Source organism: Clostridium arbusti SL206 (assembly GCF_000246895.1).
GTDB classification, from domain to species: Bacteria; Bacillota; Clostridia; order Clostridiales; family Clostridiaceae; genus Clostridium_I; species Clostridium_I arbusti.
This window is the reverse complement of the sequence record NZ_BAEV01000057.1, coordinates 1-25,036: the sequence shown is the minus strand read 5'-3', so window position 1 is coordinate 25,036 and position 25,036 is coordinate 1. Positions and strand designations below refer to the sequence as shown.

23 protein-coding genes are annotated in these 25,036 nt (G+C 30.8%); 15 read left to right on the top strand and 8 right to left on the bottom strand.

All coding sequences use genetic code 11. The annotated features are described in order from the left end of the window. Positions 1-327 precede the first annotated feature (327 nt). From dpaL to RH99_RS11270, 3 genes are all read left to right on the top strand, one after another. Entirely contained in the window at positions 328-1,554 is a 1,227-nt protein-coding gene (gene dpaL, locus RH99_RS11280; protein WP_010237979.1) for a diaminopropionate ammonia-lyase, read from the top strand. 59 nt (positions 1,555-1,613) lie between these two features. Then, positions 1,614-4,187 carry a selenium-dependent xanthine dehydrogenase gene (xdh, locus tag RH99_RS11275; RefSeq protein ID WP_010237976.1) on the top strand — a complete coding sequence of 858 codons (2,574 nt, stop codon included), beginning with the start codon at positions 1,614-1,616 and terminating at the stop codon, positions 4,185-4,187. A 242-nt stretch (positions 4,188-4,429) separates the two neighbouring features. Then, a complete protein-coding gene (locus RH99_RS11270; RefSeq protein ID WP_010237973.1) occupies positions 4,430-4,810 on the top strand; it encodes a RidA family protein in 381 nt (126 codons plus the stop codon). Positions 4,811-5,161: 351 nt separating this feature from the next. Here RH99_RS11270 and RH99_RS11265 read toward each other — a convergent pair whose 3' ends face one another. Beyond that, positions 5,162-6,298 (bottom strand): aminotransferase class V-fold PLP-dependent enzyme, encoded by a 1,137-nt coding sequence (locus RH99_RS11265; RefSeq protein WP_010237971.1) that lies wholly within the window; start codon positions 6,296-6,298, stop codon positions 5,162-5,164. A 65-nt stretch (positions 6,299-6,363) separates the two neighbouring features. Between RH99_RS11265 and selD the strand changes: the two genes are divergently transcribed. The 3 genes from selD to RH99_RS11250 all read left to right on the top strand — a co-directional run bounded on the left by selD (position 6,364) and on the right by RH99_RS11250 (position 8,853). Further along, the gene (selD, locus tag RH99_RS11260) at positions 6,364-7,404 is read left to right on the top strand and encodes a selenide, water dikinase SelD (RefSeq protein ID WP_010237969.1); all 1,041 of its coding nucleotides are present in this window, start codon (positions 6,364-6,366) and stop codon (positions 7,402-7,404) included. 261 nt (positions 7,405-7,665) lie between these two features. Next, positions 7,666-8,301, top strand: a complete 636-nt coding sequence (gene yedF / locus RH99_RS11255; protein WP_026038475.1) for a sulfurtransferase-like selenium metabolism protein YedF — start codon at positions 7,666-7,668, stop codon at positions 8,299-8,301. Positions 8,302-8,589: 288 nt separating this feature from the next. Beyond that, positions 8,590-8,853: a putative Se/S carrier protein gene (locus tag RH99_RS11250; protein WP_010237965.1), complete on the top strand. Its 264-nt coding sequence runs from the start codon at positions 8,590-8,592 to the stop codon at positions 8,851-8,853. Positions 8,854-8,863: 10 nt separating this feature from the next. Here RH99_RS11250 and RH99_RS11245 read toward each other — a convergent pair whose 3' ends face one another. Further along, entirely contained in the window at positions 8,864-9,718 is an 855-nt protein-coding gene (locus tag RH99_RS11245) for a polysaccharide deacetylase family protein (protein WP_010237962.1), read from the bottom strand. A gap of 392 nt (positions 9,719-10,110) precedes the next feature. Between RH99_RS11245 and RH99_RS11240 the strand changes: the two genes are divergently transcribed. From RH99_RS11240 to RH99_RS11225, 4 genes are all read left to right on the top strand, one after another. Then, entirely contained in the window at positions 10,111-10,767 is a 657-nt protein-coding gene (locus RH99_RS11240) for an HAD family hydrolase (RefSeq protein WP_010237959.1), read from the top strand. Between the two features lie 48 nt (positions 10,768-10,815). Beyond that, positions 10,816-11,526: a selenium cofactor biosynthesis protein YqeC gene (gene yqeC / locus RH99_RS11235; RefSeq protein WP_010237956.1), complete on the top strand. Its 711-nt coding sequence runs from the start codon at positions 10,816-10,818 to the stop codon at positions 11,524-11,526. Positions 11,527-11,663: 137 nt separating this feature from the next. Continuing rightward, the gene (locus RH99_RS11230) at positions 11,664-13,172 is read left to right on the top strand and encodes an IMP dehydrogenase (RefSeq protein ID WP_010237953.1); all 1,509 of its coding nucleotides are present in this window, start codon (positions 11,664-11,666) and stop codon (positions 13,170-13,172) included. 194 nt (positions 13,173-13,366) lie between these two features. Next, positions 13,367-14,242, top strand: coding sequence for a VIT1/CCC1 transporter family protein (locus RH99_RS11225; RefSeq protein WP_010237951.1), 876 nt, complete (start codon positions 13,367-13,369; stop codon positions 14,240-14,242). A gap of 213 nt (positions 14,243-14,455) precedes the next feature. On the opposite strand, the gene RH99_RS11220 is transcribed toward RH99_RS11225, so the two are convergent. Further along, the gene (locus tag RH99_RS11220) at positions 14,456-16,006 is read right to left on the bottom strand and encodes a nitrite/sulfite reductase (protein ID WP_010237949.1); all 1,551 of its coding nucleotides are present in this window, start codon (positions 16,004-16,006) and stop codon (positions 14,456-14,458) included. Between the two features lie 124 nt (positions 16,007-16,130). Between RH99_RS11220 and RH99_RS11215 the strand changes: the two genes are divergently transcribed. From RH99_RS11215 to RH99_RS19260, 5 genes are all read left to right on the top strand, one after another. Next, on the top strand, positions 16,131-17,018 hold the full coding sequence (locus RH99_RS11215; RefSeq protein ID WP_010237947.1) for a LysR substrate-binding domain-containing protein: 888 nt from the start codon (positions 16,131-16,133) through the stop codon (positions 17,016-17,018). Positions 17,019-17,103: 85 nt separating this feature from the next. Beyond that, positions 17,104-17,481 (top strand): GntR family transcriptional regulator, encoded by a 378-nt coding sequence (locus RH99_RS11210; RefSeq protein WP_010237945.1) that lies wholly within the window; start codon positions 17,104-17,106, stop codon positions 17,479-17,481. A 10-nt stretch (positions 17,482-17,491) separates the two neighbouring features. After that, complete coding sequence (locus RH99_RS11205; RefSeq protein ID WP_010237943.1) at positions 17,492-18,352, top strand: ABC transporter ATP-binding protein; 861 nt, start codon at positions 17,492-17,494, stop codon at positions 18,350-18,352. Next, positions 18,352-19,014, top strand: a complete 663-nt coding sequence (locus RH99_RS11200; RefSeq protein ID WP_010237940.1) for an ABC-2 transporter permease — start codon at positions 18,352-18,354, stop codon at positions 19,012-19,014. Before RH99_RS11205 ends, RH99_RS11200 begins: the two co-directional genes overlap by 1 nt. Positions 19,015-19,256: 242 nt before the next feature. Beyond that, the gene (locus RH99_RS19260; RefSeq protein ID WP_158511951.1) at positions 19,257-19,424 is read left to right on the top strand and encodes a hypothetical protein; all 168 of its coding nucleotides are present in this window, start codon (positions 19,257-19,259) and stop codon (positions 19,422-19,424) included. Here the strand turns inward: RH99_RS19260 and RH99_RS19255 are convergent. The 5 genes from RH99_RS19255 to RH99_RS11180 all read right to left on the bottom strand — a co-directional run bounded on the left by RH99_RS19255 (position 19,411) and on the right by RH99_RS11180 (position 24,823). Further along, the gene (locus RH99_RS19255; RefSeq protein ID WP_158511950.1) at positions 19,411-19,554 is read right to left on the bottom strand and encodes a hypothetical protein; all 144 of its coding nucleotides are present in this window, start codon (positions 19,552-19,554) and stop codon (positions 19,411-19,413) included. The two genes, RH99_RS19260 and RH99_RS19255, sit on opposite strands and share 14 nt — an antisense overlap. A gap of 491 nt (positions 19,555-20,045) precedes the next feature. Continuing rightward, positions 20,046-21,545, bottom strand: a complete 1,500-nt coding sequence (locus tag RH99_RS11195) for a glycoside hydrolase family 32 protein (protein WP_010237937.1) — start codon at positions 21,543-21,545, stop codon at positions 20,046-20,048. 14 nt (positions 21,546-21,559) lie between these two features. Further along, complete coding sequence (locus RH99_RS11190; protein ID WP_010237935.1) at positions 21,560-22,816, bottom strand: MFS transporter; 1,257 nt, start codon at positions 22,814-22,816, stop codon at positions 21,560-21,562. Between the two features lie 248 nt (positions 22,817-23,064). Continuing rightward, positions 23,065-24,048: a LacI family DNA-binding transcriptional regulator gene (locus RH99_RS11185; protein ID WP_010237933.1), complete on the bottom strand. Its 984-nt coding sequence runs from the start codon at positions 24,046-24,048 to the stop codon at positions 23,065-23,067. 211 nt (positions 24,049-24,259) lie between these two features. After that, positions 24,260-24,823 carry a class I SAM-dependent methyltransferase gene (locus RH99_RS11180; protein ID WP_010237931.1) on the bottom strand — a complete coding sequence of 188 codons (564 nt, stop codon included), beginning with the start codon at positions 24,821-24,823 and terminating at the stop codon, positions 24,260-24,262. Positions 24,824-25,036 lie beyond the last annotated feature (213 nt).

Below are 25,036 nucleotides of genomic sequence, written 5' to 3'. Positions count from 1 at the left end.
TAAAATTACTAATGATCAATTATTGAAGAATTTCTATAAATAATTATCAAAATGATATTTATTTACTAAAATGATAAATAAAATAATTTCTAATTATAATAAACTAGCATACTGACTAGTTATTTATTTAAATTTGCCTAACAGTGATAAAAACACTTCTGATTTAGCAATTGGCATGAACATTGCTACATATAAAGTAGATTAACATACTGACTGATTATTTAGAATATCTTTTAATTTAAGATATTCAACTAAGTACATGTTTTTGAAAGGAATAGTATGTAATTTCAAGCTAGTTATTCATATAGAAGAGGGGTTATAATTATCATGTCAAATAAAAATAAAATTAATTGGATATGCAATAAATTATCAAGAGAATCAGTAGAAAGTAAATTTCACACAGAATTTTTATCTAAGAGTACAGTGGATGGAGTTAGAAATTTTCATAAGACATTACCTAAATATGAGAAAACCCCACTGCATAGCCTTAAAGAATTGGCTACACATTTAGGTGTAGATGAAATAATGGTAAAGGATGAATCCTATAGATTCGGACTTAATGCTTTTAAGGTTTTAGGTGGCTCCTATGCATTAGGAAATTATATATGTGAAAAAATAGGAAAAGACATAAGTAAAGTATCCTTTGAAGAACTTACATCTGATGAAGTGAAAGAAAAGATAGGAGATATAACATTTGTTACGGCTACTGATGGTAATCATGGCAGAGGGGTTGCTTGGATGGCCAATAAGCTTGGACAAAAGTCAGTTGTATTTATGCCTAAGGGATCATCTAATATAAGACTTGAAAATATAAGGGCAGAGGGTGCTGAAGCTAGTATAACAGATTTAAACTATGATGATGCTGTAAGACTTGCAAATAAATATGCAGAAGAAAACAATGGAGTTATGGTTCAGGATACAGCTTGGGAAGGTTATGAAGAAATACCTAACTGGATTATGCAAGGTTATACAACATTAATAGATGAAGCTATTGATCAGATAGAGGAAATGGGAAAAGAAATGCCAACTCATGTTTTCTTGCAGGCTGGTGTAGGTTCCTTTGCAGGTGCTATTGAAGGCTATTTAGCAGAAAGATTTAAAGGTAATAGACCTATAACAGCTGTGGTAGAACCGAATGAAGCAGCTTGCATATATAAATCTGCATTTATAAGTGACGGAGAGCCTCATGCGGTAACAGGTGATATGCCTACTATAATGGCTGGACTTGCCTGTGGTGAGCCAAATATAAACGGATGGAAAATACTAAGAGATTATGCTGATATGTATATTTCCTGTCCTGATTATGTAAGTGCAAGGGGAATGAGAATACTAGGAAATTCACTAAAGGGAGATCCTAAAGTTATATCTGGAGAATCAGGAGCAGTAGGACTTGGAATACTAAGTTTAATACTTGAAGACAGTTCTCTAAGGGAAATAGCGGAGAATTTAAAACTAGATGAAAAATCAAGAGTACTTGTAATAAGTACTGAAGGTGATACAGATCCTGAAAATTATAGAAAAATAACTTGGGATGGAGTACAGCAAAGCAAATAAAAATGGAAATATTTACACCCCAGGGGTGAATATTTTGAGGCTATAAAGAAGGAGAGTCAATGTATACATTTGTACTTAATAATATAGAGGTTACAGTTAAAGAGGATATAAATCTGTTGGAATTTTTAAGAGAACAGCAGGATTTAATTTCTGTGAAAAATGGTTGTTCAGAAGGGGCATGTGGAGCCTGTATGGTACTTGTAGATTATAAGCCTATGAGAGCTTGTATACTATCAGTATCAAAAGTACAAGGGAAAGAAGTGCTTACAGTAGAAGGACTTACACAGAGAGAAAAGGATGTGTTCTCCTATTGCTTTGCTGAGGCTGGTGCAGTACAGTGCGGATTTTGTATACCGGGCATGGTAATAAGCGCAAAGGCTCTAATAGATAAGAATAACAATCCAACACCAGAAGATGTCAAGAGGGCTATTAAAGGAAATATATGTAGGTGTACTGGATATGTGAAAATAGAAAAGGCAATACTTATGGCTTCTGAGTACTTAAGAGAGAATAAGGCACTTCCTATAGAAGACGAAGATGGAAAAGTAGGAGACAGGTTTCAGAGAGTAGATGCTATTAGAAAGACCTTGGGAACTGCTAAATATGTAGATGATATTAAAATTCATGGAATGATTTATGGATCAGCTCTTAGAACAAAATATCCTAGAGCTCTAATTAAAAGTATAGATGTATCAAGGGCATTGAATTACCAGGGCGTAGAGGCAGTACTCACTGCAGATGATATTCCGGGAGAAAGATATCTAGGGCATATAGTTAAGGATTGGCCAGCTCTTATTGCAGTAGGAGAGGAAACCAGGTATATTGGGGATGCTATTGCATTAGTTGCAGCAACATCAAAAAAAATTCTAAAAGAAGCCTTAGCACTTATTCAAGTTGAATATGAGGAATTAAAACCAATTACAAGTCCAGAAGAAGGCTTAAGAGAAGGTGCACCTAAAATTCATGAAAAAGGAAACATATTGGTAAAAGAGGTTTTAAAGAGAGGAAAGGCTGAGGAAGCTATTAAAAATTCAAAATATGTGGTAACATATAAGTATTCAACTCCCTTTACTGAACATGCATTTTTAGAACCGGAATGTGCTATAGGAGTACCGGATGGAGATGGTATACTATTGTATACTGGTGGTCAGAGTGTATACGATGAAAGACATGAGATAACATCACTTTTAGGCCTTCCAGAAGATAAGGTAAGAGTGAAAAGTGCCTATGTAGGTGGTGGCTTTGGTGGGAAAGAAGACATGAGCGTTCAGCATCATGCGGCACTACTTTCATATAAAACTAAGAAAGCTGTGAAAGTTACTTTATCACGTAAGGAAAGTATAGCTATTCATCCTAAAAGACATGCCATGGAAATGGAGTTTACTACAGCCTGCGATGAGAATGGAATTCTTACAGGTATGAAGGCAACTTTAATATCTGATACGGGGGCCTATGCTTCACTAGGAGGACCGGTACTTCAAAGAGCTTGTACTCATGCAGCAGGACCTTATAATTATCAAAATATAGATATAGTTGGAAAGGCAGTGTATACAAACAATCCACCAGGTGGAGCCTTTAGAGGTTTTGGAGTAACACAGTCAGCCTTTGCAATAGAATCTAATTTAAATAAACTAGCTGAAATGGCAGGTATATCACCTTGGAAGATGAGATATATTAATGCTATTGAAGAAGGTCAGGAATTACCCAATGGTCAAATTGCTGATGCAGGTACGGCTTTAAAGGAAACACTTATGGCGGTGAAGGATGAGTATTTTAAACATGAAGCTAAGGAAAATGAGTATGTGGGTATAGCCTGCGCAATGAAAAATAGCGGGATTGGTGTTGGTTTGCCAGACACTGGTAGATGTAGACTTACCATAATTAATGGAAAAATTCATATAAGAACCAGTGCTGCCTGCATAGGTCAGGGGCTTGGTACCATTGTAACACAGATTTTCTGTGAAACCACTGGGATAAGCCCGAAGCTTACAATATTAGATCAGCCAGATACCTTCATAACACCGGATTCAGGTACTACTACTGCTTCAAGACAAACTGTATTTACAGGGGAGGCAGTTAGAATCGTATCAGAAAAATTAAAGAAAGCTTTAGAAACTGAAAGCCTCCACGACTTAGAAGGCGAAGATTTTTATGGAGAATACTCTTTTGCTACGGATCCTATGGGATCTGATAAACCCAATCCTGTAAGCCATGTTGCCTACGGGTATGCTACACAATTGGTGGTATTAGATGAAAATGGATTAATAAAAAAGTTTATAGCGGCTCATGATGTTGGCAGAGCAATTAATCCAACAACAGTAGAAGGACAAATTGAAGGCGGTGTTGTAATGGGACTTGGCTATGCCCTTACAGAAGATTATCCGCTGAAGGATTCTATACCAACTGCCAAATTTGGAACTCTAGGATTATTTAGATCTAGCAGTGTTCCAAAAATAGAGGCAGTAATTGTAGAGAAAAATAAAGATAAATTATCTTATGGAGCAAAAGGTGTAGGCGAGATTGTAGTTGTACCTACTGCACCGGCAGTTCAAGGGGCTTACTATAAACTGGATGGAATTTTTAGAACAAAATTACCTTTAGAGAATACAGCTTATAAAAAGAGTAAAAAATAAGATAGTATTTCAAATTGATTATATAAATATATTCAACTATTATTTATATCTGTAATTGATATAAATATGATAAATTTGATTATCTAAGAATATGCAGCTTTAGGCTTGTTTTTAGAGGAGATAAGGCTTTAGCGGCTACTTATAACATAGATAAACTATATAGAGCATCTTAAGTTAAATAACTTTGGATATACTAATGGGATAATTTGATTTTAGATGCCTAAATTTAGGAGGAATAAAAAATGAGTAAAGAAATAATAGCAACTAAAAATGCGCCAGGAGCAATTGGACCATATTCACAGGGAAACAAAGTAGGTAACTTGGTTTTCACTTCAGGTCAAATTCCACTAAATCCTGATACAGGAAAATTAGTAGATGATGATATAAAGAAGGCAGCAGTTCAAGTTTTAGATAATTTAAAAGCTATTTTAGAAGAAGGCGGTTCTTCTTTAGAAAAAGTAGTAAAAACAGTAGTTTATTTAAAGGATATAAATGATTTTGCAGCAGTAAATGAGGTTTATGCTACTTACTTTACAAGTAATTATCCAGCTAGATCTTGCTTTGAGGTAGGTAAATTACCAATGGATGCAAAATTAGAGATTGAAGCTATTGGTGTAGTATAATTATTTATATAGTATAATTGAGTTTTTAAGAAAAGATTAATGCTCATATAGCCAATAGATATTGGAAATTAAAGACAATAAGGTATATGAAAATAAATAGACTAATTATTTATTTACGATGCCTAAAATAGAAGCTTTAAATATAACTTGTTGATTTATAGTCAGCAAGTTATTTATTTAAATAGAACTAGGCATCTTTGACTTGTTATTCATTTACAGATGCCTTATTGGAGGTTTTTCATGAATATTAAAAAGGATTTACCTGAAATATATGAGAGTTTTTCCGAAGCTAGAAAAAATGGATTTATTACAGCTAAAAAGCAGTTATGGTTATAGAAGCAACTTTTAAGATTAACTATTTGCTAAATTTTTTACAGCATTAATAGCGGTCTCTATCTCCTGGGTGGTATTAAAATAAGAAAAACTAAATCTGACAGCGCCCTGGTTCTCTGTACCTAGAGCCTTATGTATTAATGGAGCACAGTGGGCACCTGGTCTTGTGGCTATATCATAGGTATCTGACAGTTCTTGGCTTATATCTTTAGAGTCATAATCAGCTATGTTAAGGGAGACAATAGGGGCTCTTAGTGTAGTGGAAAAATCACCGTAGATTTTAACTTTTGGAATATTTTTAATTCCATTATAAAGTTTCCACATTAGTTTTAGTTCATGATCTCTTATTTTATTTATTCCAGTGTCTTCAATGAACTGAATACCAGCTAAAAGTCCAGCAATACTATGAACATTAATGGTTCCTGCTTCTAAAGCATCGGGCATGGTGATTGGATGATGCTCTGAAAAGGAAAAACTTCCGCTGCCACCTGTTTTTAGCGGATTTATATTTATATTATTCTTTATGCAGATGCCACCTGTACCTTGGGGACCATAAAGAGATTTGTGTCCTGTAAAACAGAGTATATCAATATTATTTTCCTCCATATCAATGGGGAAAACTCCAGTAGTCTGGGAAGCATCTAATATAAATAATAGTCTGTGATTTTTACATATTTGTCCTACTTTTTTAATATCTATTAGATTACCTGTTAAGTTGGAACCATGGGTACAGATTATAGCTTTAGTATTTTCATTTATTTCATTTTCTAGGTCAGTGTAATCTATTAAGCCCGTTTTATCGCATTTTATAATGGAAACCTGAACTCCTTTTTCTCTAAGTTCATAAATGGGTCTCAACACAGAATTATGTTCCATTTCTGTAGTTATTATGTGGTTATTTGACTTGAAGGAGCCTTTTATGGCAATATTCAAGCTTTCCGTAGCATTTGAGGTAAAGGCAACATTTAGTGGATTTTGTAAATTAAATAGCTTTGCAACTTTTTCCCTTGCAGAATATACTTTCCTTGAGGCATTAAGAGATAGGCTATAGCTGCCTCTTGATGGATTTCCAAGGGTATTTATAGCATTAAACACTGCCTTTGCAACTTGGGATGGTTTTGGAAAGCTAGTAGCTGCATTGTCAAAGTAAATCATTGGTAACACTCCTTTTGTAGTATATTATAGCATAATTTTAATATTTAGAAATAAGGTGATGAAGTATGGAAAAAAAGAATTCAGAATTCTCCTGTGGAGGAGGGTGTAGTGCAAAACTAGCACCAGGCTTTTTAGAGAAGGTACTTAAGAATATTCCGAATAGATTTGATAAAAATTTACTTATAGGTTTTGACAGTTCTGATGATGCAGCAGTGTATAAGCTTACAGAAGATATAGCTATAATACAAACTCTTGATTTTTTTACGCCTATAGTCGAAGATCCTTATACTTTTGGGAAGATTGCTGCAACCAATGCCCTTAGTGATGTATATGCTATGGGTGGAGAGGTTAAAACAGCTCTTAATATAGTATGTTTTCCAGAAAAACTGGATGGAGAAATACTTGCAGAAATACTAAGAGGTGGAGCAGAAAAGGTACAGGAAGCAGGGGGTATAGTATGTGGAGGACACTCTATAAATGATGCTCAGCCTAAATACGGCTTATCTGTTACAGGAATAATAAATCCTAAAAAAATACTGTCTAATAATAATTGTAAAATAGGAGATAAGATTATACTTACGAAACCACTGGGAGTTGGCATAATAACTACTGCTAATAAAGTTGGGGAAGCCAGTGAAACTGCCTATAAAAAGGCCATAAAATCTATGGAAACCTTAAATAAATATGCAGCAGAAAAAGCTAAAAAATACAAGGTAAATGCCTGTACAGATGTAACAGGTTTTGGATTTTTAGGACATTTAAATGAAATGGCAAGTGAGGGGTATACTATTTCTGTAAATAGAAATGAGATTCCCTATATAGAAGGAGCTTATGATTATGCAAAGGAATTCCTTATAACTGCAGCAGGACAAAAGAATAGAAATCATCTTAAGGGAAAAGTTAAACTTGAGAATATTGAATTTGCTGTGGAAGAAATACTATTTGATCCACAAACTTCTGGTGGACTTTTAATAAGTGTGGATAAGTTTCAGGCACAAGATTTACTAAAGGATTTAAATGAACTTGAAATAAAGTCGCAAATAGTAGGAGAAGTAGTAGAGAGGCAGGATGTAAATATAATAGTTAAGGCATGTGAAAATAAATAACAAGTCAAAGATGCGACGTATATTTTGAATTATATAAGGAAACAGGTTTTGATGATAGTGGTGCTATCAGAAGGTTCTGTTAACGTAGTATAATTCAAAATAGACTAGTATACTGACTAGTTATTTATTTGAATATGCCTAAGTAATAAATTATATATAATAAAGTGTAAAGGGGGCTAGGTTTCATAAATAAAATTCTAGAATTAAAGGTAAATAAAAAATTTGTCTGATTTCAGTAATTTTGTTTGTGCAGCGAATATTATGATAAAAATAGATGCAAAGGGCGATGTTTGCCCAATACCAATTATAAAGACAAAGAAGGAACTTAAAAACATTGAAAAGGACGGAACAGTTTTAGTAATTGTAGACAATGAGATAGCTAAGGAAAACTTAGAGAAAATGGCTAAGGAACTTGGATATAAGTATAGCAGTAAAGCTGTAAATAAAGAGCATTATGAAGTGAAAATTGTAAAGGGTGATGGTTTAGAAGAAGATTCAAAAGTCTCAAACAATCAGACTGAGATAGTGGAAAATAATGAAATAAGCAAACAATATAAAAAGAATAACACGTTAGTAGTTATTTCTTCCAGTACCATGGGGAATGGTAATGAAGAACTTGGGAAAGTTCTTATAAAAGGCTTTATTTATGCTTTAACCGAAGTAGAAAAACTACCTAATACCATTATTTTTTATAATGGAGGAGCAAAGCTTTCTGTAAAGAAGTCTTCAGTAATAGAAGATTTACAGAAATTAGAACAGCTAGGAGTAGAAATATTAACCTGTGGAACTTGTCTTGATTATTACAATATAAAAGATGATTTAGCGGTTGGTAAGATAACTAATATGTATAGTATTTTGGAAAAGATGAATGCTGCGGATAAGATTATTAAGCCATAGTTTTTAAAATTTTCTATAGTGAGATTAAGGCACATTCAAATAAATAACTAGTCAGTATGCTAGTCTATTTTGAATCCCACCGCGTCAACAGAACCCTAAGATAGCTCACTATCTTAGGAACCTATTTCCTTGTAGGCTTCAAAATATACGTCGCATCTTTGACTTACTATTTATTTTCATATGCCTAAATAGTAAAAATATATAAAATAAAGGGAGAAAAGGCAGGTAAAATAAATAACGGGTGAAAGGCTAGTTATTTATTTACGAGGCCTAAGTTAAATATAAACTATGAATACAGAGATATTTAATTTGATAACCTTTGATTCTACGCACAGTGCAATCAGAGCAGAAAAAGAATTACTTAATGAAGGATTAAAGGTTAAAGTTATACCTGTACCTACTGAGATAACTGCAAGCTGTGGACTTTCCATAAGGATAGCTTTAAAGGATTTAGAAAAAGCTAAGAAGATATTAAAGGATAATAATATAGAAGTATCTGGTTATTATTATGTTGAAAAATTAGGTCTTAAGAAATATATAATCCATATATAGGGAGCTATAATTAAGATTGAAAAGTAGGTATTGCTTTAAATATAAAGCCATGAGATTTTAAATATTCAATAATCTGTGGAAGAGTATCAGCTGTAGAACTTTTGGCAGAAGCATCATGCATTAATATAACTACATGGTGTTGTTTGCCTATGCTTTCTGAAAGTCTACGCATAAGATACTCTGAAGACGCCATTCTAGGAAGTTCTGCATCTCCATTTTCTGCATTCCAATCAACATAGTGGTATCCAGCATTTCCTATGGAATCTGCAAAACCGGGCTTATTCTTTACTGTACTAGAACCATATGGAAATCTAATCAACCACTTATCATAGCCTTCTGGACCTACTGCTTTAGTCATGGCATCAGAGCATTGTTGAAGGTCATCTAAATAAGCCTGTGGATTCTTATATATTATTGCTGGTTCATGAGAATAACTATGCATGCCAACAGAATGTCCTTCACTTTTCTCTCGCACCAGTAGTTCTGGATTAGTAAGTGCATTTTTGCCTATTATAAAAAAGGTAGCCTTAATATTTTCTTTTTTTAATAAGTCTAGGATTTTAGGAGTATTATTTGGTGATGGACCATCATCAAAGGTTAAATAGGCAACATTTTGTCCATCAGCTACATTTATTAGGTGATAAAGTTCTTGTCCACCTGGAGTTTTAGGTAATAGATCTTCTTTTTTCTTTTCAGGAGCTTTTGGTTTTGTAGCGGCATTTTTAACTGGATTCATCCTAATGGTTTTAGGATTATTATAGGCTATATTTTTCTTGTTTCTTAAGCCAATAAGATAATAAGTACTGAATAAGATAATTACCCCAATGAATAGAATTATACAGCGTCTCATGGTTATAAATTTCATAGTATTCCACCTTATATTGTTATATATTTTAGACAATTACTAACTACTGTAACATTTTAAATATACATAATTAGATATATTATTACAGTTATTGTCATAATTAATCATAAAATATATATTTGTTTGTGTCAATAAAGTATTTTAAGTAATTTTTAATTTAGATTGGTCAAGTAATTCATAGAAGACATCAAAGACTTTTTTAGTTTTCTGCTTTTATTAAAAATTGTAGCAAAGAGCGGTATTGAAGTTTAGCTCCTAAATATGAAAATTAATAATTATAGTTATATAAGTATTAAAATCTTATTTATATATGATATTATTTATATAGGATAGTTAAAACATAAAAATTACATATAAAAATTACAATAATTGATTTTATGGAGGTAAACAATATGAATTATTCTGGAGTTATTTTTGATCTTGATGGTACATTGCTTAATACACTTGATGATATGGCAAACTCAATGAATTCTATATTAGAAAAGCATGGGTTTCCTACTCATGGACAGGAAGCTTATAAATACTTTATTGGAAATGGTATGGAGAAATTAGTAAGAAGAACTTTGGCTAAAACCGATGCAGATGAAGAGATGATAAGACTTTGCTTATCTGAATTTATTGACGAATACGACAGGAGAAGAGAGGAATCAACAAAGCCCTACGAAGGAGTAAATGAACTACTGGACAAGTTATCTTCCTTAGGTGTAAGGATTTCTATACTTTCCAATAAACCTGATGATTTTGTTAAAGCATTGGTTAAGAAGTATTTTTCATCAAAATCCTTTGATTTTATATTTGGTGCAAGGATAAATGTTCCCAAAAAACCTGACCCCACAGCAGCATTTGAAATAGTAAAACTATCCAATATACCAGCAAATGAATATCTTTATCTTGGAGATACGGGAGTAGATATGAAAACGGCTAATGCCGCTGGAATGCATGCTGTAGGCGTTACTTGGGGATTTAGAAAGGCTGATGAATTAATGGAAAATGGTGCAAAAACATTGATTGATAGTCCTATGGAACTTATTAAGATTATAAAGTATTAAATAAAAGTAAATTGCAGAACTAAATATAGAAATCCAGAGGTATTTTAAATGAAGCTTAAGGATTTATTGAATATAAATAAAGGCGATGTTGTATCCATTGTAGGGGCAGGTGGAAAAACTACTCTGATGTTTTCTCTAGCAGAAGAATTAAGACTAGAAGATAAAGTTCTTGTAACTACTACTACAAAAATATATGTACCTGAAATAAAACAATATGATTATATTGCTGAGAGCAAAGGAGAATTCAATCATTATAATAAATTAAACAAAAAGGGTATTTATATATATGGAAAAGCAGTAAATGATGAGAAAAAATTAATCGGATTAGACTTTGAACTTTTAAATAAGCAACTTCCCTATTTTGATTATGTATTAATAGAGTCAGATGGTTCTAAGAAAAAGCCTATTAAGGGGTGGAAGGATAATGAGCCAGTTATAAGTAGTAAAACTAGCAAAACAATAGGAGTTTTAAGCATAGAAAACCTATTAATGGAGATTAGTGAAGAAAATGTTTATAATCTGGAACAGTTTATGAATATTACAGGTTCTTCCAAAGGTGATATTATAAATATGGATCATATTATGGCTTTAATATTTAGCTTTAAAGGCTTATTTAAGGATGCTGTAGGAGAGAAAATTTTATTTATAAATAAGGTTGATACAGATAAGGATGCTGTTTTAGCACAAGAGTTAGTGGATAATGTTCGTGAAAACAATGATGGATATATTGATAGTGTTATCTTAGGAAGATTAGTATAATAAAAAAATATTCTCATAAGATATTGTTCTTTAGAATAAAATATTTGTTGTATTCTTCACTTGATGTTTCTTTTCACATGCTTCATGATGTATAATTGATAATACTAACTAAATTATATTTTAAGGAGTTGATAAAGTTGGCTTTTTACTTCGATGAACCGTCTCATACTTTCAGTGAATACTTATTAGTTCCTGGATATTCATCTTCTAAGTGTATACCAGCAAATGTTAATTTAAAAACACCCGTTGTAAAGTTTAAAAAAGGGGAAACTTCATCAATAGAAATGAATATTCCTCTAGTATCTGCAATTATGCAGTCTGTGTCAGATGACAAAATGGCAATTGCTCTTGCTACAGAAGGAGGTATTTCCTTTATCTATGGCTCTCAATCTATTGAAAACGAAGCTGCAATGGTATCTCGTGTAAAAAATCATAAGGCAGGTTTTGTTGTTAGTGATTCAAATATAAGACCAGATCAAAAGTTACAGGATGTTCTAGATTTAAAGAAGAAAACAGGACATTCAACAGTTGCTGTTACAGAAGATGGAACTGCAACAGGAAAACTTTTGGGAATAGTTACAAGTCGTGATTATCGTGTAAGCAGAATGAGTCCAGATTGCAAAATTTCTGGATTTATGACACCTTTTGAAAAATTACGTTGTGCACAAAAGGGGACTTCTCTAAAGGAAGCTAATAATATTATTTGGGATTATAAGCTGAATTCTTTGCCAATTGTAGATGATAATCAGCATCTTGTGTACATGGTATTTAGAAAAGACTATGATTCAAATAAGGAAAATCAGTTAGAACTTTTAGATAGTTCTAAGAGATATATTGTTGGAGCAGGAATTAATACCCGTGATTATGAGGAAAGAGTACCTGCACTAGTAGAAGCAGGGGCTGATATTTTATGTATAGATTCTTCTGAAGGATTTTCCGAATGGCAGAAACTAACATTAGATTACATCCGTAAAAATTATGGAGATAAAGTTAAAGTAGGAGCCGGCAATGTAGTTGATAGAGATGGCTTTATGTTTTTAGCAGAGGCAGGAGCTGATTTTATTAAAATAGGTGTAGGCGGAGGATCTATCTGTATTACCAGAGAGCAAAAAGGTATTGGTAGAGGACAAGCTACAGCTCTTATAGAAGTTGCAAAAGCTCGAGATGAGTACTTTGAGAAAACAGGAACTTATATACCTATATGCTCCGATGGAGGAATCGTATATGATTATCATGTAACTCTTGCATTGGCAATGGGAGCAGATTTCATTATGCTTGGAAGATATTTTTCACGTTTTGATGAAAGTCCTACTAATAAAGTAAGTATCAATGGAACTTATATGAAAGAATACTGGGGAGAAGGCTCTAACCGTGCTAGAAATTGGCAAAGATACGATATGGGCGGTGATAGCAAGTTATCTTTTGAAGAAGGTGTTGATTCTTATGTACCATATGCTGGTAGTCTTAAGGATAATGTATCATTGACACTTAATAAAGTTCGTTCAACTATGTGTAATTGTGGAGCAATGACCATACCAGAGCTTCAAAAGAATGCAAAGATTACCTTGGTGTCATCCACTTCTATTGTTGAAGGTGGAGCACATGACGTTGTGCTTAAGGATACATCTAATAATATTATAAAGTAAAATATAAATTTAATATATTTTCTATTTTAAGTAAGTATGTATAATTACTTCTAAGCATTTATCTATAGTAGTATAATTAAGATATATAAATGATAAGAGGGGACCTTAATAATGAATAAAAAATCTATAGTAAATAATAGGCTTAATATGCTGACTACTGTCTGTTTACAAAAACCATATGGAGATATATAGCTATGGAAGAGAATTTAAGAAAAGTATTAATTACAATGCAGCGTAATGAAATAACTGAAAAGGAAATTTACATTAAAGTTTCTAAAATTACAAAGGAAGAAAATAATAAAAAAATAATGCTTAAAATCGCAGCAGAAGAACAGCAGCATTATAATTTAATAAGATCTTATACTAATGTAGAGGTTTCTGTAAATAGAATAAGAGTATGGTTTTACTATATAGCAGCTAAAATTTTTGGATTTACCTTTGCTGTCAAGCAAATGGAGGGTAGGGAGAATGAAGTAGTTAGAGGATATAGCTACGAAAAATTAGCAGGTAGTTTTCCGAAACTATCTAAAGTAGCAGAGGAAGAGGAAAAACATGAACTCTTATTGCTGGATATGCTAGATGAAGAAAGGCTTAAATATGTAGGAGCTATAGTGCTTGGACTAAATGATGCATTGGTTGAAATAACAGGTAGTTTAGCTGGTTTTACCTTGTCTATGGCAAACACTAGAGTAATAGCTTTAGCAGGACTAATTACAGGAATATCGGCCACTCTTTCTATGGCTGCTAGTGAATATATAGCTGAAAAAACAGAAGGTACTAAAAATGCTCTAAAATCTAGTTTATATACAGGACTTTCTTATTTGGGTACTGTGATCTTATTAATACTTCCATTTATTTTTATGAATAATGATATGTATGTTCAGGCACTTATAATAAGTCTTATCGTTGCTGTTGTTATAATATCTGTATTTAACTATTATATATCGGTAGCTAAAGGACTTAACTTTAAAAAGAGATTTATACAGATGGCAGGGGTAAGTCTTGGAGTTGCCTTATTTTCCTTTATTGTAGGTCTTTTAGTAAAGAACATATTGAAAATAAATTTATAGTATTATCTAGTTAAGGCATATTCAAATAAATAACTAGTCAGTATGCTAGTCTATTTTGAATCCCACCACGTCAACAGAACCCTCAGATAGCTTACTATCTGAAGAACCTATTTCCTTGTAGGCTTCAAAATATACGTCGCATCTTTGACTTACTATTTATTTTCATATGCCTAAAAGGCTATCTCGCTATGCATTGTGAGACAGCCACTTTTTTTATACTACATACTTATCTAGAATTTTATTTATTTGTTCTTCATGGGTTGCTAGGTACTTAGAGAATTCTTCATTAGAATCATGTACAATTATAGCAAGTTCGTATAAGAATTCAGGTATTCTTTCTTGAAGAATATCTCCATAAGATTCAGCAAGTTTGGTTTTACCTACACCAAGAGTTCCACCTAAATGAAGTTCAAATACATTTTTTAATTCGCCATTGACTCTTTTCATTTTTCCGCAGAGTCCAATCTCACCTATCTCGTGCACACCACAAGAATTTGGACATCCAGATATATGAATCTGTGGTAATACATCTTCAGTAAAGTTATTCTTATCAAAATAATTTACTATCGCCCTTAAAGTACTTTGAGTATTTAAGATACCCATCTGACATATTGGAACACCAATGCAGGATACGGAATGTGCTAATCTTGTTACTCCGCCTATATGTTTTGTTTTTTCAAGAAGACTTTCTGCTTCTTTTCCATTTAAATTTCTAATATATAAACCTTCAGTTAAAGATAATCTTATTTCTACATCTTCTATATTTTCTGTTTCCTTTAATATAAGATTTAAATCTTTTAAGGATAATTGTCCTCCGATTGGGTGTATATATATACTGTATAAGCCAGATTGCTTTTGAGGAAATAATCTGGGGTTTTCTATTGAAGTTTCAATGCCTTTTTTGTTATAAATTGCCTTTTTGATATCTATTTCTAAATTACCTTTTTCTTTTACTTTTTCAAGATGCTTTTTATAGCAATTTATAAACTCTTCTTTACCCATTCTATCCATTATATATCTTATACGGGCTTTTCCACTATTCTTATAGTCGCCTTCATGTATAAAGAGCTCTGTCATGGCTTCAATATGATACAAAACATCTTTTGGATCTATGAGTTCAGGAAATTCTGCAGATACCTTAGGATTTCTTCCAAGTCCACCACCTAGATATACCTTAAAATATTCCCTTCCATTTTTATTTATGGCTAAGAAGCCAAAGTCAACTACAGTTACATGTGATTCATCACTATTATTACTAGAAAATGATACTTTTAATTTTCTTGGAAGCTTGTATAGATATATTTTATTTAAGAAATGTTTTCCTACTGCTAGAGCATAGGGTGATACATCAAAAGCTTCTTCTTTTTCTACTCCTGATAATGGAGATATAGCAACATTTCTTGGAAAGTTTCCTCCTGAACCTCTTGAATATAAGCCTTTTTCTATGCCTTCTTTCATTGCATTACAAATATCATCAATACTAATTCCATGTAATTGGACTGCTTGACGAGTAGTGAGATGTATTCCTTGCAAGTTGTATCTATTTGCAAAATCATAAATTAATTCTAAATCTTTTCTGGAAGCTATGCCTGAAGGTATTCTAAATCTTATCATGAATTCTTTTCCATTACGATGGGCATATACTCCCATACCTCCAGATGCCTTTTTAAAATCCATCTTACTTACTTCACCTTTTAAAAATTTATGACCAAGATCTCTAAAATTATCAATTTCTCTTAGGAGAACTTCATTGAAATTTTCCATTTATACCACCTCTATTTTTTCTTGCAACATTATTGTGTCTATATTATACTTTTTTTAAACCAATAAGTATAATATGTATTTTTTATTATACCTATTAATATTATTAATGGATAGGGTGATATAAATGATAGAGGAATTAAAAACTTTCATTGCTGTTGTGGATAAAAAAAGTTTTACTAAAGCTGCAAATTTTATTAACATATCTCAACCAAGTGTTAGTTCGCATATATCAATTCTAGAAAAGTATTTTAATACTAGACTAATAGAAAGATCAAATAAACAGAGAAATATATTGATTACACAAACAGGTAAAATTTTATATAAACGAGCTAAGCAAATGATAGGTTTTTTAGATGAGACTAAGGATGAACTAAGCAATTATCATAATTCTATGACTGGAACTTTAAAGCTTGGGTCAAGTATGACTATAGGAGAATTTCTGCTTCCATCTGTACTAGGTGATTTTATTAAAGAATTCCCAAAAGTAAAACTGGAAGTTACAATAGAAAATACAAAACATATTTATGAGAAATTTATAAATTATGATATAGATATAGCTTTAATTGAGGGTACAGTTCCAGTACATAATTATATACATAAGAATTTTTATAAAGATACAATGGTTATTGTTGCGCCTATGCCATTTTCAAATAATAAGAACATGAATTTAAGAGATTATTTATCAAGGCAAACTTGGATACATAGAGAAGAAGGTTCTGGAACAGGAGAAAACCTAAATATTTTTCTGAATAATGAAGGTATATATCCAAAGAATTTTATTGTTTTAGGAAGCAATTATGCAATAAAAGAGTCTGTTAAGAATAATCTTGGAATAACTTTTATTTCATCCTTAGTTGTAAATGATGCTGTTAAGAATAAGGAAGTAGAAATTATTTCTACAAAAACTAATTACAACAGATATTTTTCATATCTTGTACATGAGAAAAGCATGTCCAGACTTGCATCGGTATTTATTGAAAAATTGCAATTATATAGTAATATGGATGTTTAATTTATTGACAAAATCAGTGAATATGGCTATACTGTATATAAACGTATATATACAGTATATAAACTTTGCAAAGGGAGTAGTACTTATGAATATAATTATTTCCAATATATCTAAGGATCCTATATATGAACAAATTACAAAACAGATAAAGGATAATATTATAAAGGAGAATGTTTCAGAAGGCGAACTTTTACCATCTATAAGAAGTCTTGCTAAAGAACTTAAAATAAGTGTAATAACTACTAAGAGAGCTTATGAAGAACTTGAAAGAGATGGATTTATTGAAACTGTACCAGGAAAGGGTTCATATGTATCAGCTAAAAATAAAGAATTCTTAAAGGAAAAAAAGATTAAGTCAATTGAAGATAAATTAATGGAAGCTATAGAAGATAGTAGGGTTATAGGTCTTACAAAGAATGAGTTAAAAGAAATGCTAGATATTCTATATGATAATCAAATTTAGGAGGGGAATTATGGATAGTATTTTAGAAATTAAAGATTTGACTAAGATATATAAAGGTTTTAAATTAGATAAAATAAACTTTAAGCTTTCTAAAGGTTATATTATGGGACTTATAGGACCTAATGGAGCAGGTAAAAGTACTACAATAAAACTTATAATGAATCTTATAAGAAAAAATTCTGGAGACATAAAGGTTTTTGGACTTGATAATATAGAATATGAGAGAGCGGTGAAACAGAGAATAGGTTTTGTATATGATGAAAACTGTTTTTATGAGGATTTGACTGTAATGGATATGAAAAGAGTAGTTGCTCCCTTTTATAAAGATTGGGACAATACAGCTTTTAATAAATATATATCCGAGTTTGAACTACCTAAAAACAAAAAGATAAAATATCTTTCAAAGGGAATGAGGATGAAGTACTCACTTGCTATTGCACTTTCTCATAATGCTGAATTTATAATAATGGATGAGCCAACTTCAGGACTAGATCCTGTTTTTAGAAGCGAAATGCTAGATATACTTTATTCTGTAATTCAGGATGAAAGTAAAGGGATATTATTTTCTACGCATATTACTACAGATTTACAGAAGGCAGCCGATTATATTACATTTTTAAATTCAGGGAAGGTAGTATTTTCAGATGACAAGGATAGTATTCTTGAAAATTATAGCATTGTTAAGGGTGATAAGGGAATTTTAGATAAGAATATAAGAGATAAGTTTATAGGAATAAATGAAAATTCTTTTGGCTTTGAAGGATTAACTAATAATACTGAAGATATCAGAAAATTGCTAAGAGATAAGGTTTTAATCGAAAGAGCTAGTTTAGATGATATTATGGTTTATACGGTTAGGGGGAATGAGTAATGGGTAATCTTATTTTAAAGGACGTATTAATTCAGAAGAAATACTTTATCTTTTTTATAGCATTCTCCATAATAGTAAGTTTATTTTATTCCAGAATGGGTAGTCTATATATGAATTTTGTATTTATTATGATTCCTACTATGGTTGCTATGGGATTTATAACTAACTGCTCCATTAAAGATGAAAAAGCTGAAAATATGATAAATAGTCTTCCTGTAAAAAGAATTGATGTAATTATGGCTAAGTATATGGCTATGCTCTTATTTATAGTTATTGGGAGTGGTATAATCTTTATTAGTTCTTCTGCATTGAATTTTATTGGAATTATTCACCTTGAAAGATTAATGAATTTTAGAGATATAGGAATATGTTTTGGAATTGTAATATTTTTAAGTTCTATATTTTTACCTGTGAACTTTAAATTGGGATATTCAAAGTCTAGATATTTAGTTATGATTTTATATATAGGAATTTTTTTTGTGATATCATTTACTGGAAACTCAAAATATAAAAGAGTAGAACTTATAAATAGACTTATTTATTACTTAAATAATGCTCAAACTTGGCAAATTGTTTTGCTTATTGCCTGTTTATTAGGAATAATAATGCTAGTATCTTTTTCTATATCTTGTTATTTATATAAAAATAAAGATTTGAATTAAAAGATAGGGGGGGGGATACTAGACAGTGAAAAGCTTAATAAAAAAGGTTAACACTTTTAAGTAAATTTTTAGCAAACAAATGATTTGAGGTAGCCAAAAGTTTTACTGCAATTTATAAGCAAGATCATGTAACAACTATAAAGACATGGATTCATCTAGAAGAAAATTACAGCTCTCATGTTGTTTAAATGATTCAAAATGGTAATTTAAGACGAACTATATGAATGAAAGGAGTCGTTTTAATGGGCAAAGTAAGATTGATTGCAGGTATAATTTCTTTAGTTTTATTTAGTATAGCTCTTATTCAAAAGAAATTAACTGTAGTTAGTACATTAAATAAAGGAATATTTGCTATTATAATTGCAGTAGTTATTTATGAAATTTATAATATTGTGCTTAAAAAATCTTAACTTTTATATTTGAAAATTTAATTTTATTTCTACTTGTAGAGGAGAATTCGATATTTCTAGCATAATCTTCCTTTAATCCAGCTTTAACAATTTCATCATACTTCTTCTCATAATCAAGTATTTTATTCAATTTGACATTATGACTAAAAATGAGGGATTAAGCATAACTAAAATAATTAAAACTAAGCAAGTAGACCTTTCATCTGATGAGAATTTATAGGCTTCTTAGATGTATAGAATAAGAGGATAATAAAGTAAATAATTAAATATTAAAACACACAAAGCTATAATAAAAAAATATTATCTTATTTTAAATGAATAAATTCAACACATATGGTAATAATTAAAATATGATGAATATTATTCATTATATTCCCCTAAATTTTAATATATAATTTTGTAAAAGGTACACCGAGTTAGGAGTGTACCTTTTGTTTTGTGGTTTACAATGGCTAGTCATCGGATAATTTAGATAAAGTAGAAAAATTTCTAGTACTTTTGAATATTATATATATATGTGGTAATAATTAAAATATAGTGAATAACATTCATTATAATTCCCCTAAATTTTAAATATAACTTTAGAAAAGGTACACTGAATTATGAGTGTACCTATATTTTTTATTTCCAAGTATCCTTTAGAGTCCAGTAAGTGAAATTTTCTATATTTACATTGCCATTATCAGCAGACAGTTCAATACCAAATCTATTTTCTTTAGGGTAAATACGGCTAGTCATAGTTGCTTCACCTTCATTTGCAAAAACTTCAATAGAGGATCGATCTAAAAATATGTGTAATGAAAGTTTATTATCTTTATCAAGTTTGACTCTTCTAATGCCATCTTTTGTCTTGCCAGATTTAGAGCAGTCAAGTGAAAGCTTTGCATTGGCTAAGTTGTAGTTTAATAGAATTTCCTCTTGCTTATCACCTAAAACTTTTAGTTCCACGGATTCAGCAGTACATTTACTTAAGTCAAATACAACTTTTAATTCTAATAAATCCTTAGATGTTTTAATTAGATAATTTTGTGATATAGATTTATTTTTGAACTCATTGTGTTCTGACTCACGCAATAAAGTTAATTCTTCTACAGGATTCATTAGGATTTTGTTGTTATTTCCTAGGCTTAGCACACGAGGGAGAGTTAAAGCGCCACACCAGCCATCTTTTTTTGTTGGCATGTCAGATTCCCACATATCCATCCAGCCTATAGCAATTCTGCGACCTTTGTCATCTAAGAATGTTTGCACTGCATAAAAATCATGACCATTATCTAATTCGGTAAAAGTACCATGGGTAAATTTGTTTGTTTCATAATCATAATCACCAACTATATAGCCAGTTTGGAATAGATTAGCATATAAATCGCCTTGTCTTTCTAAACCTTGAGGGGAAAGGCTTAAAATATATTTTCCATCTAATTCGAAGAAGTCTGGGCATTCCCACATGTAGCCTAATTTACCATTACTATTTGCAATTACACCAACATACTGCCAATCTTTTAAATCTGATGATTTATAAAGAATAACTCTTCCATCATTATCTTTTGATGAGTTTCCAACAATCATATACCAGCTGTCATTATGTTTCCACACCTTAGGATCACGAAAATGTTTAGAACTGCATTCAGGAGGATCTGATATAATTGGATTTTTATCATATTTTACAAAATGTATACCATCTTTGCTTATCGCTATGTTTTGATTTTCGAAAAAAATATCTTTTTCTTTATCAATATAATTATGTCCTGTATAAATTAAGGTCAGTTCACCATCATTATCAACAGCACTTCCAGAAAAACAACCATCTTTGTCGAAGGAATCTCCGGGAGCTAAGGCAATTGGGCAATGTTCCCAATGAACCAGATCTTTGCTTTTTACATGTCCCCAATGCATAGGACCCCAGTTTTCATCATAAGGATGGTGCTGATAGAAAACATGATATTCTCCTTTATATTGTACTAATCCATTAGGATCGTTTATCCAATTAGCCGGTGCCATGATGTGATAACCTAACCTATAACGATTATTTATCTTCTTCTCAGCCTTTTCAATAGATTTGTCTGCTTTCATAGTTTCTTTAGAGTTATCATTTATTTTTTTAAAATCTTTTATTTCCATAATTTAAAACTCCTTTATATTGTTTTTCCTGCTACATTAATAGTTGAAGTAAGTTCTTTATTATTGGCATTATTAAACTTTTTATTATTAACAAGTGTAAATATAGAGATAATAGCAAATACAAGTACAAATAACCCCATTATTACATAAGTTTGTTTGAAGCCTATAGAATCATATAATCTACCTGCAATTGGTGATAGAATCGAAGTACCAACTTGTGTACCAAACTGATAGGCTACTAAATAGAGAATAGATGATAAACGTGTATCAAAATTAGCAGCTAAATATTTAAATATGGCAACTAGTAAAATAGGTAACTCAAGTGAATGTATTAGTTTCATTGAAGAAATTCCTATAGGGCCAACAACTAGTCCTGAACCAATAATACGTGAAGCCATTAAAAGACCTGCAAGGATCAGACTTCTCTTTGCACCTAATTTGTTTACTATAGTTGGTGCAAGGAACATCATACCAGCTTCCATGAAAACCTGTATTGAATTTAAATATCCAAATACTTGATTTCCTAAAGCGTGAGTTGGGAATAATGAGGCATAATAAATAGGAAATTGTTGATCGTAAACACCGTATACACAAGCTACACCTAATACGTATATCATGAATAACCAAAAGCTTTTCATTTTTAATAGATTACCTATATCTTTTATACTAACAGATTCGGCCCTTTGAATTTCATCATTAGTCATTTCAATCTTGGTTGAAGCAATTATTATAACTAAAATAACAGCTGAAACAGAAGCTATCCAAAAGTTAATATTTGGATTAATATTAAATATCTGACCAGCAAAGAAAGTTGCAGCAGCCCATCCAAGGGAACCCCACATTCTTGATCTACCGTATTCAAAGCTATATTTTCGGCTGACTTTTTCTACATAGGATTCTATAGCTCCAATACCTGCAAGAAAAGTAGTCCCTAAATACAGAGCACCTACAAGAGCACCTATTAGTATATTATACTTTAATAGAGGAGCATATACATAGATAAAAAATGGTCCAACAAAAACAAGAAGTATACTGATGAAAAATAGAATATGTTTTTTGAATCCAATTTTATCAGAAATATATCCATATATAGGTTGCATACAAAGAGTAAAGATAGCGTTTACAGAAAAGATAATACCTGTAGATACTCCAGACAAGTGAATGTACTGGCCAAGCCAAATAGAAAATAAAGAATAACTAGCTGACCAAGTGAAAAAGAAGAAGAAAAAATACGCACTTAGTTTCCAATATATATTTTTTGATTTTATCATTTTAGATTCCCCCTATAAAATTAAATATATAAAAAATTTGAAACCCTTTTCATGTGATTATTATATATCAACCGGTTTCATATGTCAATCGGTTTCATAGAAAATAAAGGAAAAAAATTAGCGGTTAAAAATATATCTCTATTTCATAAAAATAAAAAATAAACACAATAATGGATAAATTTCACTGTGTTTTTATTAATGTTAATTTACATTTAAAATATATTTATAATTGTGATTTAAAAGAAAATCTAGGTGGTTTTTCCTTCCAAAAGTTTTACTGGAAGACATGTTTTTAAGGGTATATTACTAAACTGTCCTTCAATTTCCCTTAATAAAATATTAATAGATGCTTCTGCAATTAATTTGATAGGTTGCTGTATAGTAGTTAATTCAGGTAGTAGAGTTTGACAGGTTTCTGTCCCATCGTACCCTATAATTTTTATGTCATTAGGTATATTTTTCCCACGATTTTTAGCTTCTGTTATAAAAGAAGCTGCAAATAGATCGTTACTAGCGAATATGCCATCCACTTTTGGATATTCATCAAGTATTTTTTTTGCTATTTCTCGTTGGTTTTTTCTATCGAAGGTATTAGGAATTTCATATACAATGACAGGTCTATTATGCTCTTCCATAATATTTTCATAGGCTTTTTGTCTTAATATAGTAGGGGTTTCTAATTCAGCTGGACCATTTATATGAATAATACACTTACAGCCTTTAGATAATAATAATTCTGTAGCTATTTTTCCACCATCATAATTATCAGAACCAACTACGGGTATACTTTCTGATAAATTACGATCAATAGCTACTACTGCTAAATTTTGTTTATGATATTCTAAAATGCCTTGGTTATGGGTACCAACAATAATTCCGTCCACTTGATTTCGCATGAGCATTTCTAAATATTTTTCCTCTTTAGAAATACTATTTAAGCTATTACAAAGCAGTATTTTATAACCTAAAGAGTTACAAATATTCTCCAAATAAAAGGTGAGTTCACCAAAAAAAGGATTGCTTGTAGTAGGTAAGATTACACCTATTAAGTTTGTTCTTTTATTAAATAGAGAACGAGCTATGTCATTTGGGAAATAGTTTAAATCATTCATAGCTTTTTTTACATTTTCTCTTGTTTTTTCACTTATGTAGCCACGATTGTTTAATACCCTAGAAACTGTTGTTGGAGATACTCCTGCTAACTTTGCTACGTCTTGAATTTTTGGTTTCATTTTTCATATTCCTTCCATGCTAAAATTAATTTTCCTGGGTGGAACTTTTAAGTGTATTTTATATTTGTAAAGCAGCTAAATTTATTTTGCTTGTATACATAGTGAAGTACTCTCATTTATAGATGAAGATAAAACAAGCATGTTCATAGATGGTTTATCTAGACTGAATGGAAGAAACAAACTCGAGTCTATGTAAGAGAATATACTAATATCATTTACAATTAACGCAATTAAAAACATAAGCAGGTGGAATGTTTTTAAATTCTCTTTTTAAATCAATATATTTAAAATATCTTTTTATAAAATCTTTTTTTAGTAAGGTATATTGAAATGTTATAAAATTACCGTCATTTTTAAGTACTTTCCTTGTTTTTGTTAATATTTTTTCGGATATTTTTTGTGGTAAGCTTGCAAAAGGTAATCCTGATATTATATAGTCAACATTATTAATATTATATTTAAGTAGGTACGTATCGATATTTTCACAAGAATCGTTTATAATAAATACATTTTTTTCGTTTCCAAATTTATCTTTCAATAATTTACAAAAATCTTCATTGTATTCAAAAAGTAACAGTTTAGTATCTTCACTTTTATTCTTTACTAAGCCTTCAGTAAATACACCAGTACCGGAACCATATTCAATAATACATTCAGAGTGATTAAAATCTATGTCTTCAATCATTTTATGGGCAAGATATTTAGAACTAGGCATTATTGCACCTATAGTTTTAGGATTTTTTAGATATTGTTTAATAAATGATAAATTATTCATAATATATAACATTCCTCCAAATTATAGATTTATATTTATAATATAACTATTTGGAAAATTGTACAAACATAAATTTAAATAATAATGTATTATTAACAAGTTATTAACAAAAATAAGTTCACTTGGTATTCAATAAGAAAATTATAATTTAGAGTATTAAAAGTAAAGGAGCCAATTAGAAGTTCCTTTACTTTTATAAGTTATACTACGTGT

Excerpts from the sequence above, each read along its gene's own strand:
- dpaL (WP_010237979.1), top strand. The coding sequence starts at position 328 with ATGTCAAATAAAAATAAAATTAATTGGATATGCAATAAATTATCAAGA.
- xdh (WP_010237976.1), top strand. The coding sequence starts at position 1,614 with ATGTATACATTTGTACTTAATAATATAGAGGTTACAGTTAAAGAGGAT.
- RH99_RS11270 (WP_010237973.1), top strand. The coding sequence starts at position 4,430 with ATGAGTAAAGAAATAATAGCAACTAAAAATGCGCCAGGAGCAATTGGA.
- RH99_RS11265 (WP_010237971.1), bottom strand. The coding sequence starts at position 6,298 with ATGATTTACTTTGACAATGCAGCTACTAGCTTTCCAAAACCATCCCAA.
- selD (WP_010237969.1), top strand. The coding sequence starts at position 6,364 with ATGGAAAAAAAGAATTCAGAATTCTCCTGTGGAGGAGGGTGTAGTGCA.
- yedF (WP_026038475.1), top strand. The coding sequence starts at position 7,666 with ATGATAAAAATAGATGCAAAGGGCGATGTTTGCCCAATACCAATTATA.
- RH99_RS11250 (WP_010237965.1), top strand. The coding sequence starts at position 8,590 with ATGAATACAGAGATATTTAATTTGATAACCTTTGATTCTACGCACAGT.
- RH99_RS11245 (WP_010237962.1), bottom strand. The coding sequence starts at position 9,718 with ATGAAATTTATAACCATGAGACGCTGTATAATTCTATTCATTGGGGTA.
- RH99_RS11240 (WP_010237959.1), top strand. The coding sequence starts at position 10,111 with ATGAATTATTCTGGAGTTATTTTTGATCTTGATGGTACATTGCTTAAT.
- yqeC (WP_010237956.1), top strand. The coding sequence starts at position 10,816 with ATGAAGCTTAAGGATTTATTGAATATAAATAAAGGCGATGTTGTATCC.
- RH99_RS11225 (WP_010237951.1), top strand. The coding sequence starts at position 13,367 with ATGGAAGAGAATTTAAGAAAAGTATTAATTACAATGCAGCGTAATGAA.
- RH99_RS11220 (WP_010237949.1), bottom strand. The coding sequence starts at position 16,006 with ATGGAAAATTTCAATGAAGTTCTCCTAAGAGAAATTGATAATTTTAGA.
- RH99_RS11215 (WP_010237947.1), top strand. The coding sequence starts at position 16,131 with ATGATAGAGGAATTAAAAACTTTCATTGCTGTTGTGGATAAAAAAAGT.
- RH99_RS11210 (WP_010237945.1), top strand. The coding sequence starts at position 17,104 with ATGAATATAATTATTTCCAATATATCTAAGGATCCTATATATGAACAA.
- RH99_RS11205 (WP_010237943.1), top strand. The coding sequence starts at position 17,492 with ATGGATAGTATTTTAGAAATTAAAGATTTGACTAAGATATATAAAGGT.
- RH99_RS11200 (WP_010237940.1), top strand. The coding sequence starts at position 18,352 with ATGGGTAATCTTATTTTAAAGGACGTATTAATTCAGAAGAAATACTTT.
- RH99_RS19260 (WP_158511951.1), top strand. The coding sequence starts at position 19,257 with ATGGGCAAAGTAAGATTGATTGCAGGTATAATTTCTTTAGTTTTATTT.
- RH99_RS11195 (WP_010237937.1), bottom strand. The coding sequence starts at position 21,545 with ATGGAAATAAAAGATTTTAAAAAAATAAATGATAACTCTAAAGAAACT.
- RH99_RS11190 (WP_010237935.1), bottom strand. The coding sequence starts at position 22,816 with ATGATAAAATCAAAAAATATATATTGGAAACTAAGTGCGTATTTTTTC.
- RH99_RS11185 (WP_010237933.1), bottom strand. The coding sequence starts at position 24,048 with ATGAAACCAAAAATTCAAGACGTAGCAAAGTTAGCAGGAGTATCTCCA.
- RH99_RS11180 (WP_010237931.1), bottom strand. The coding sequence starts at position 24,823 with ATGAATAATTTATCATTTATTAAACAATATCTAAAAAATCCTAAAACT.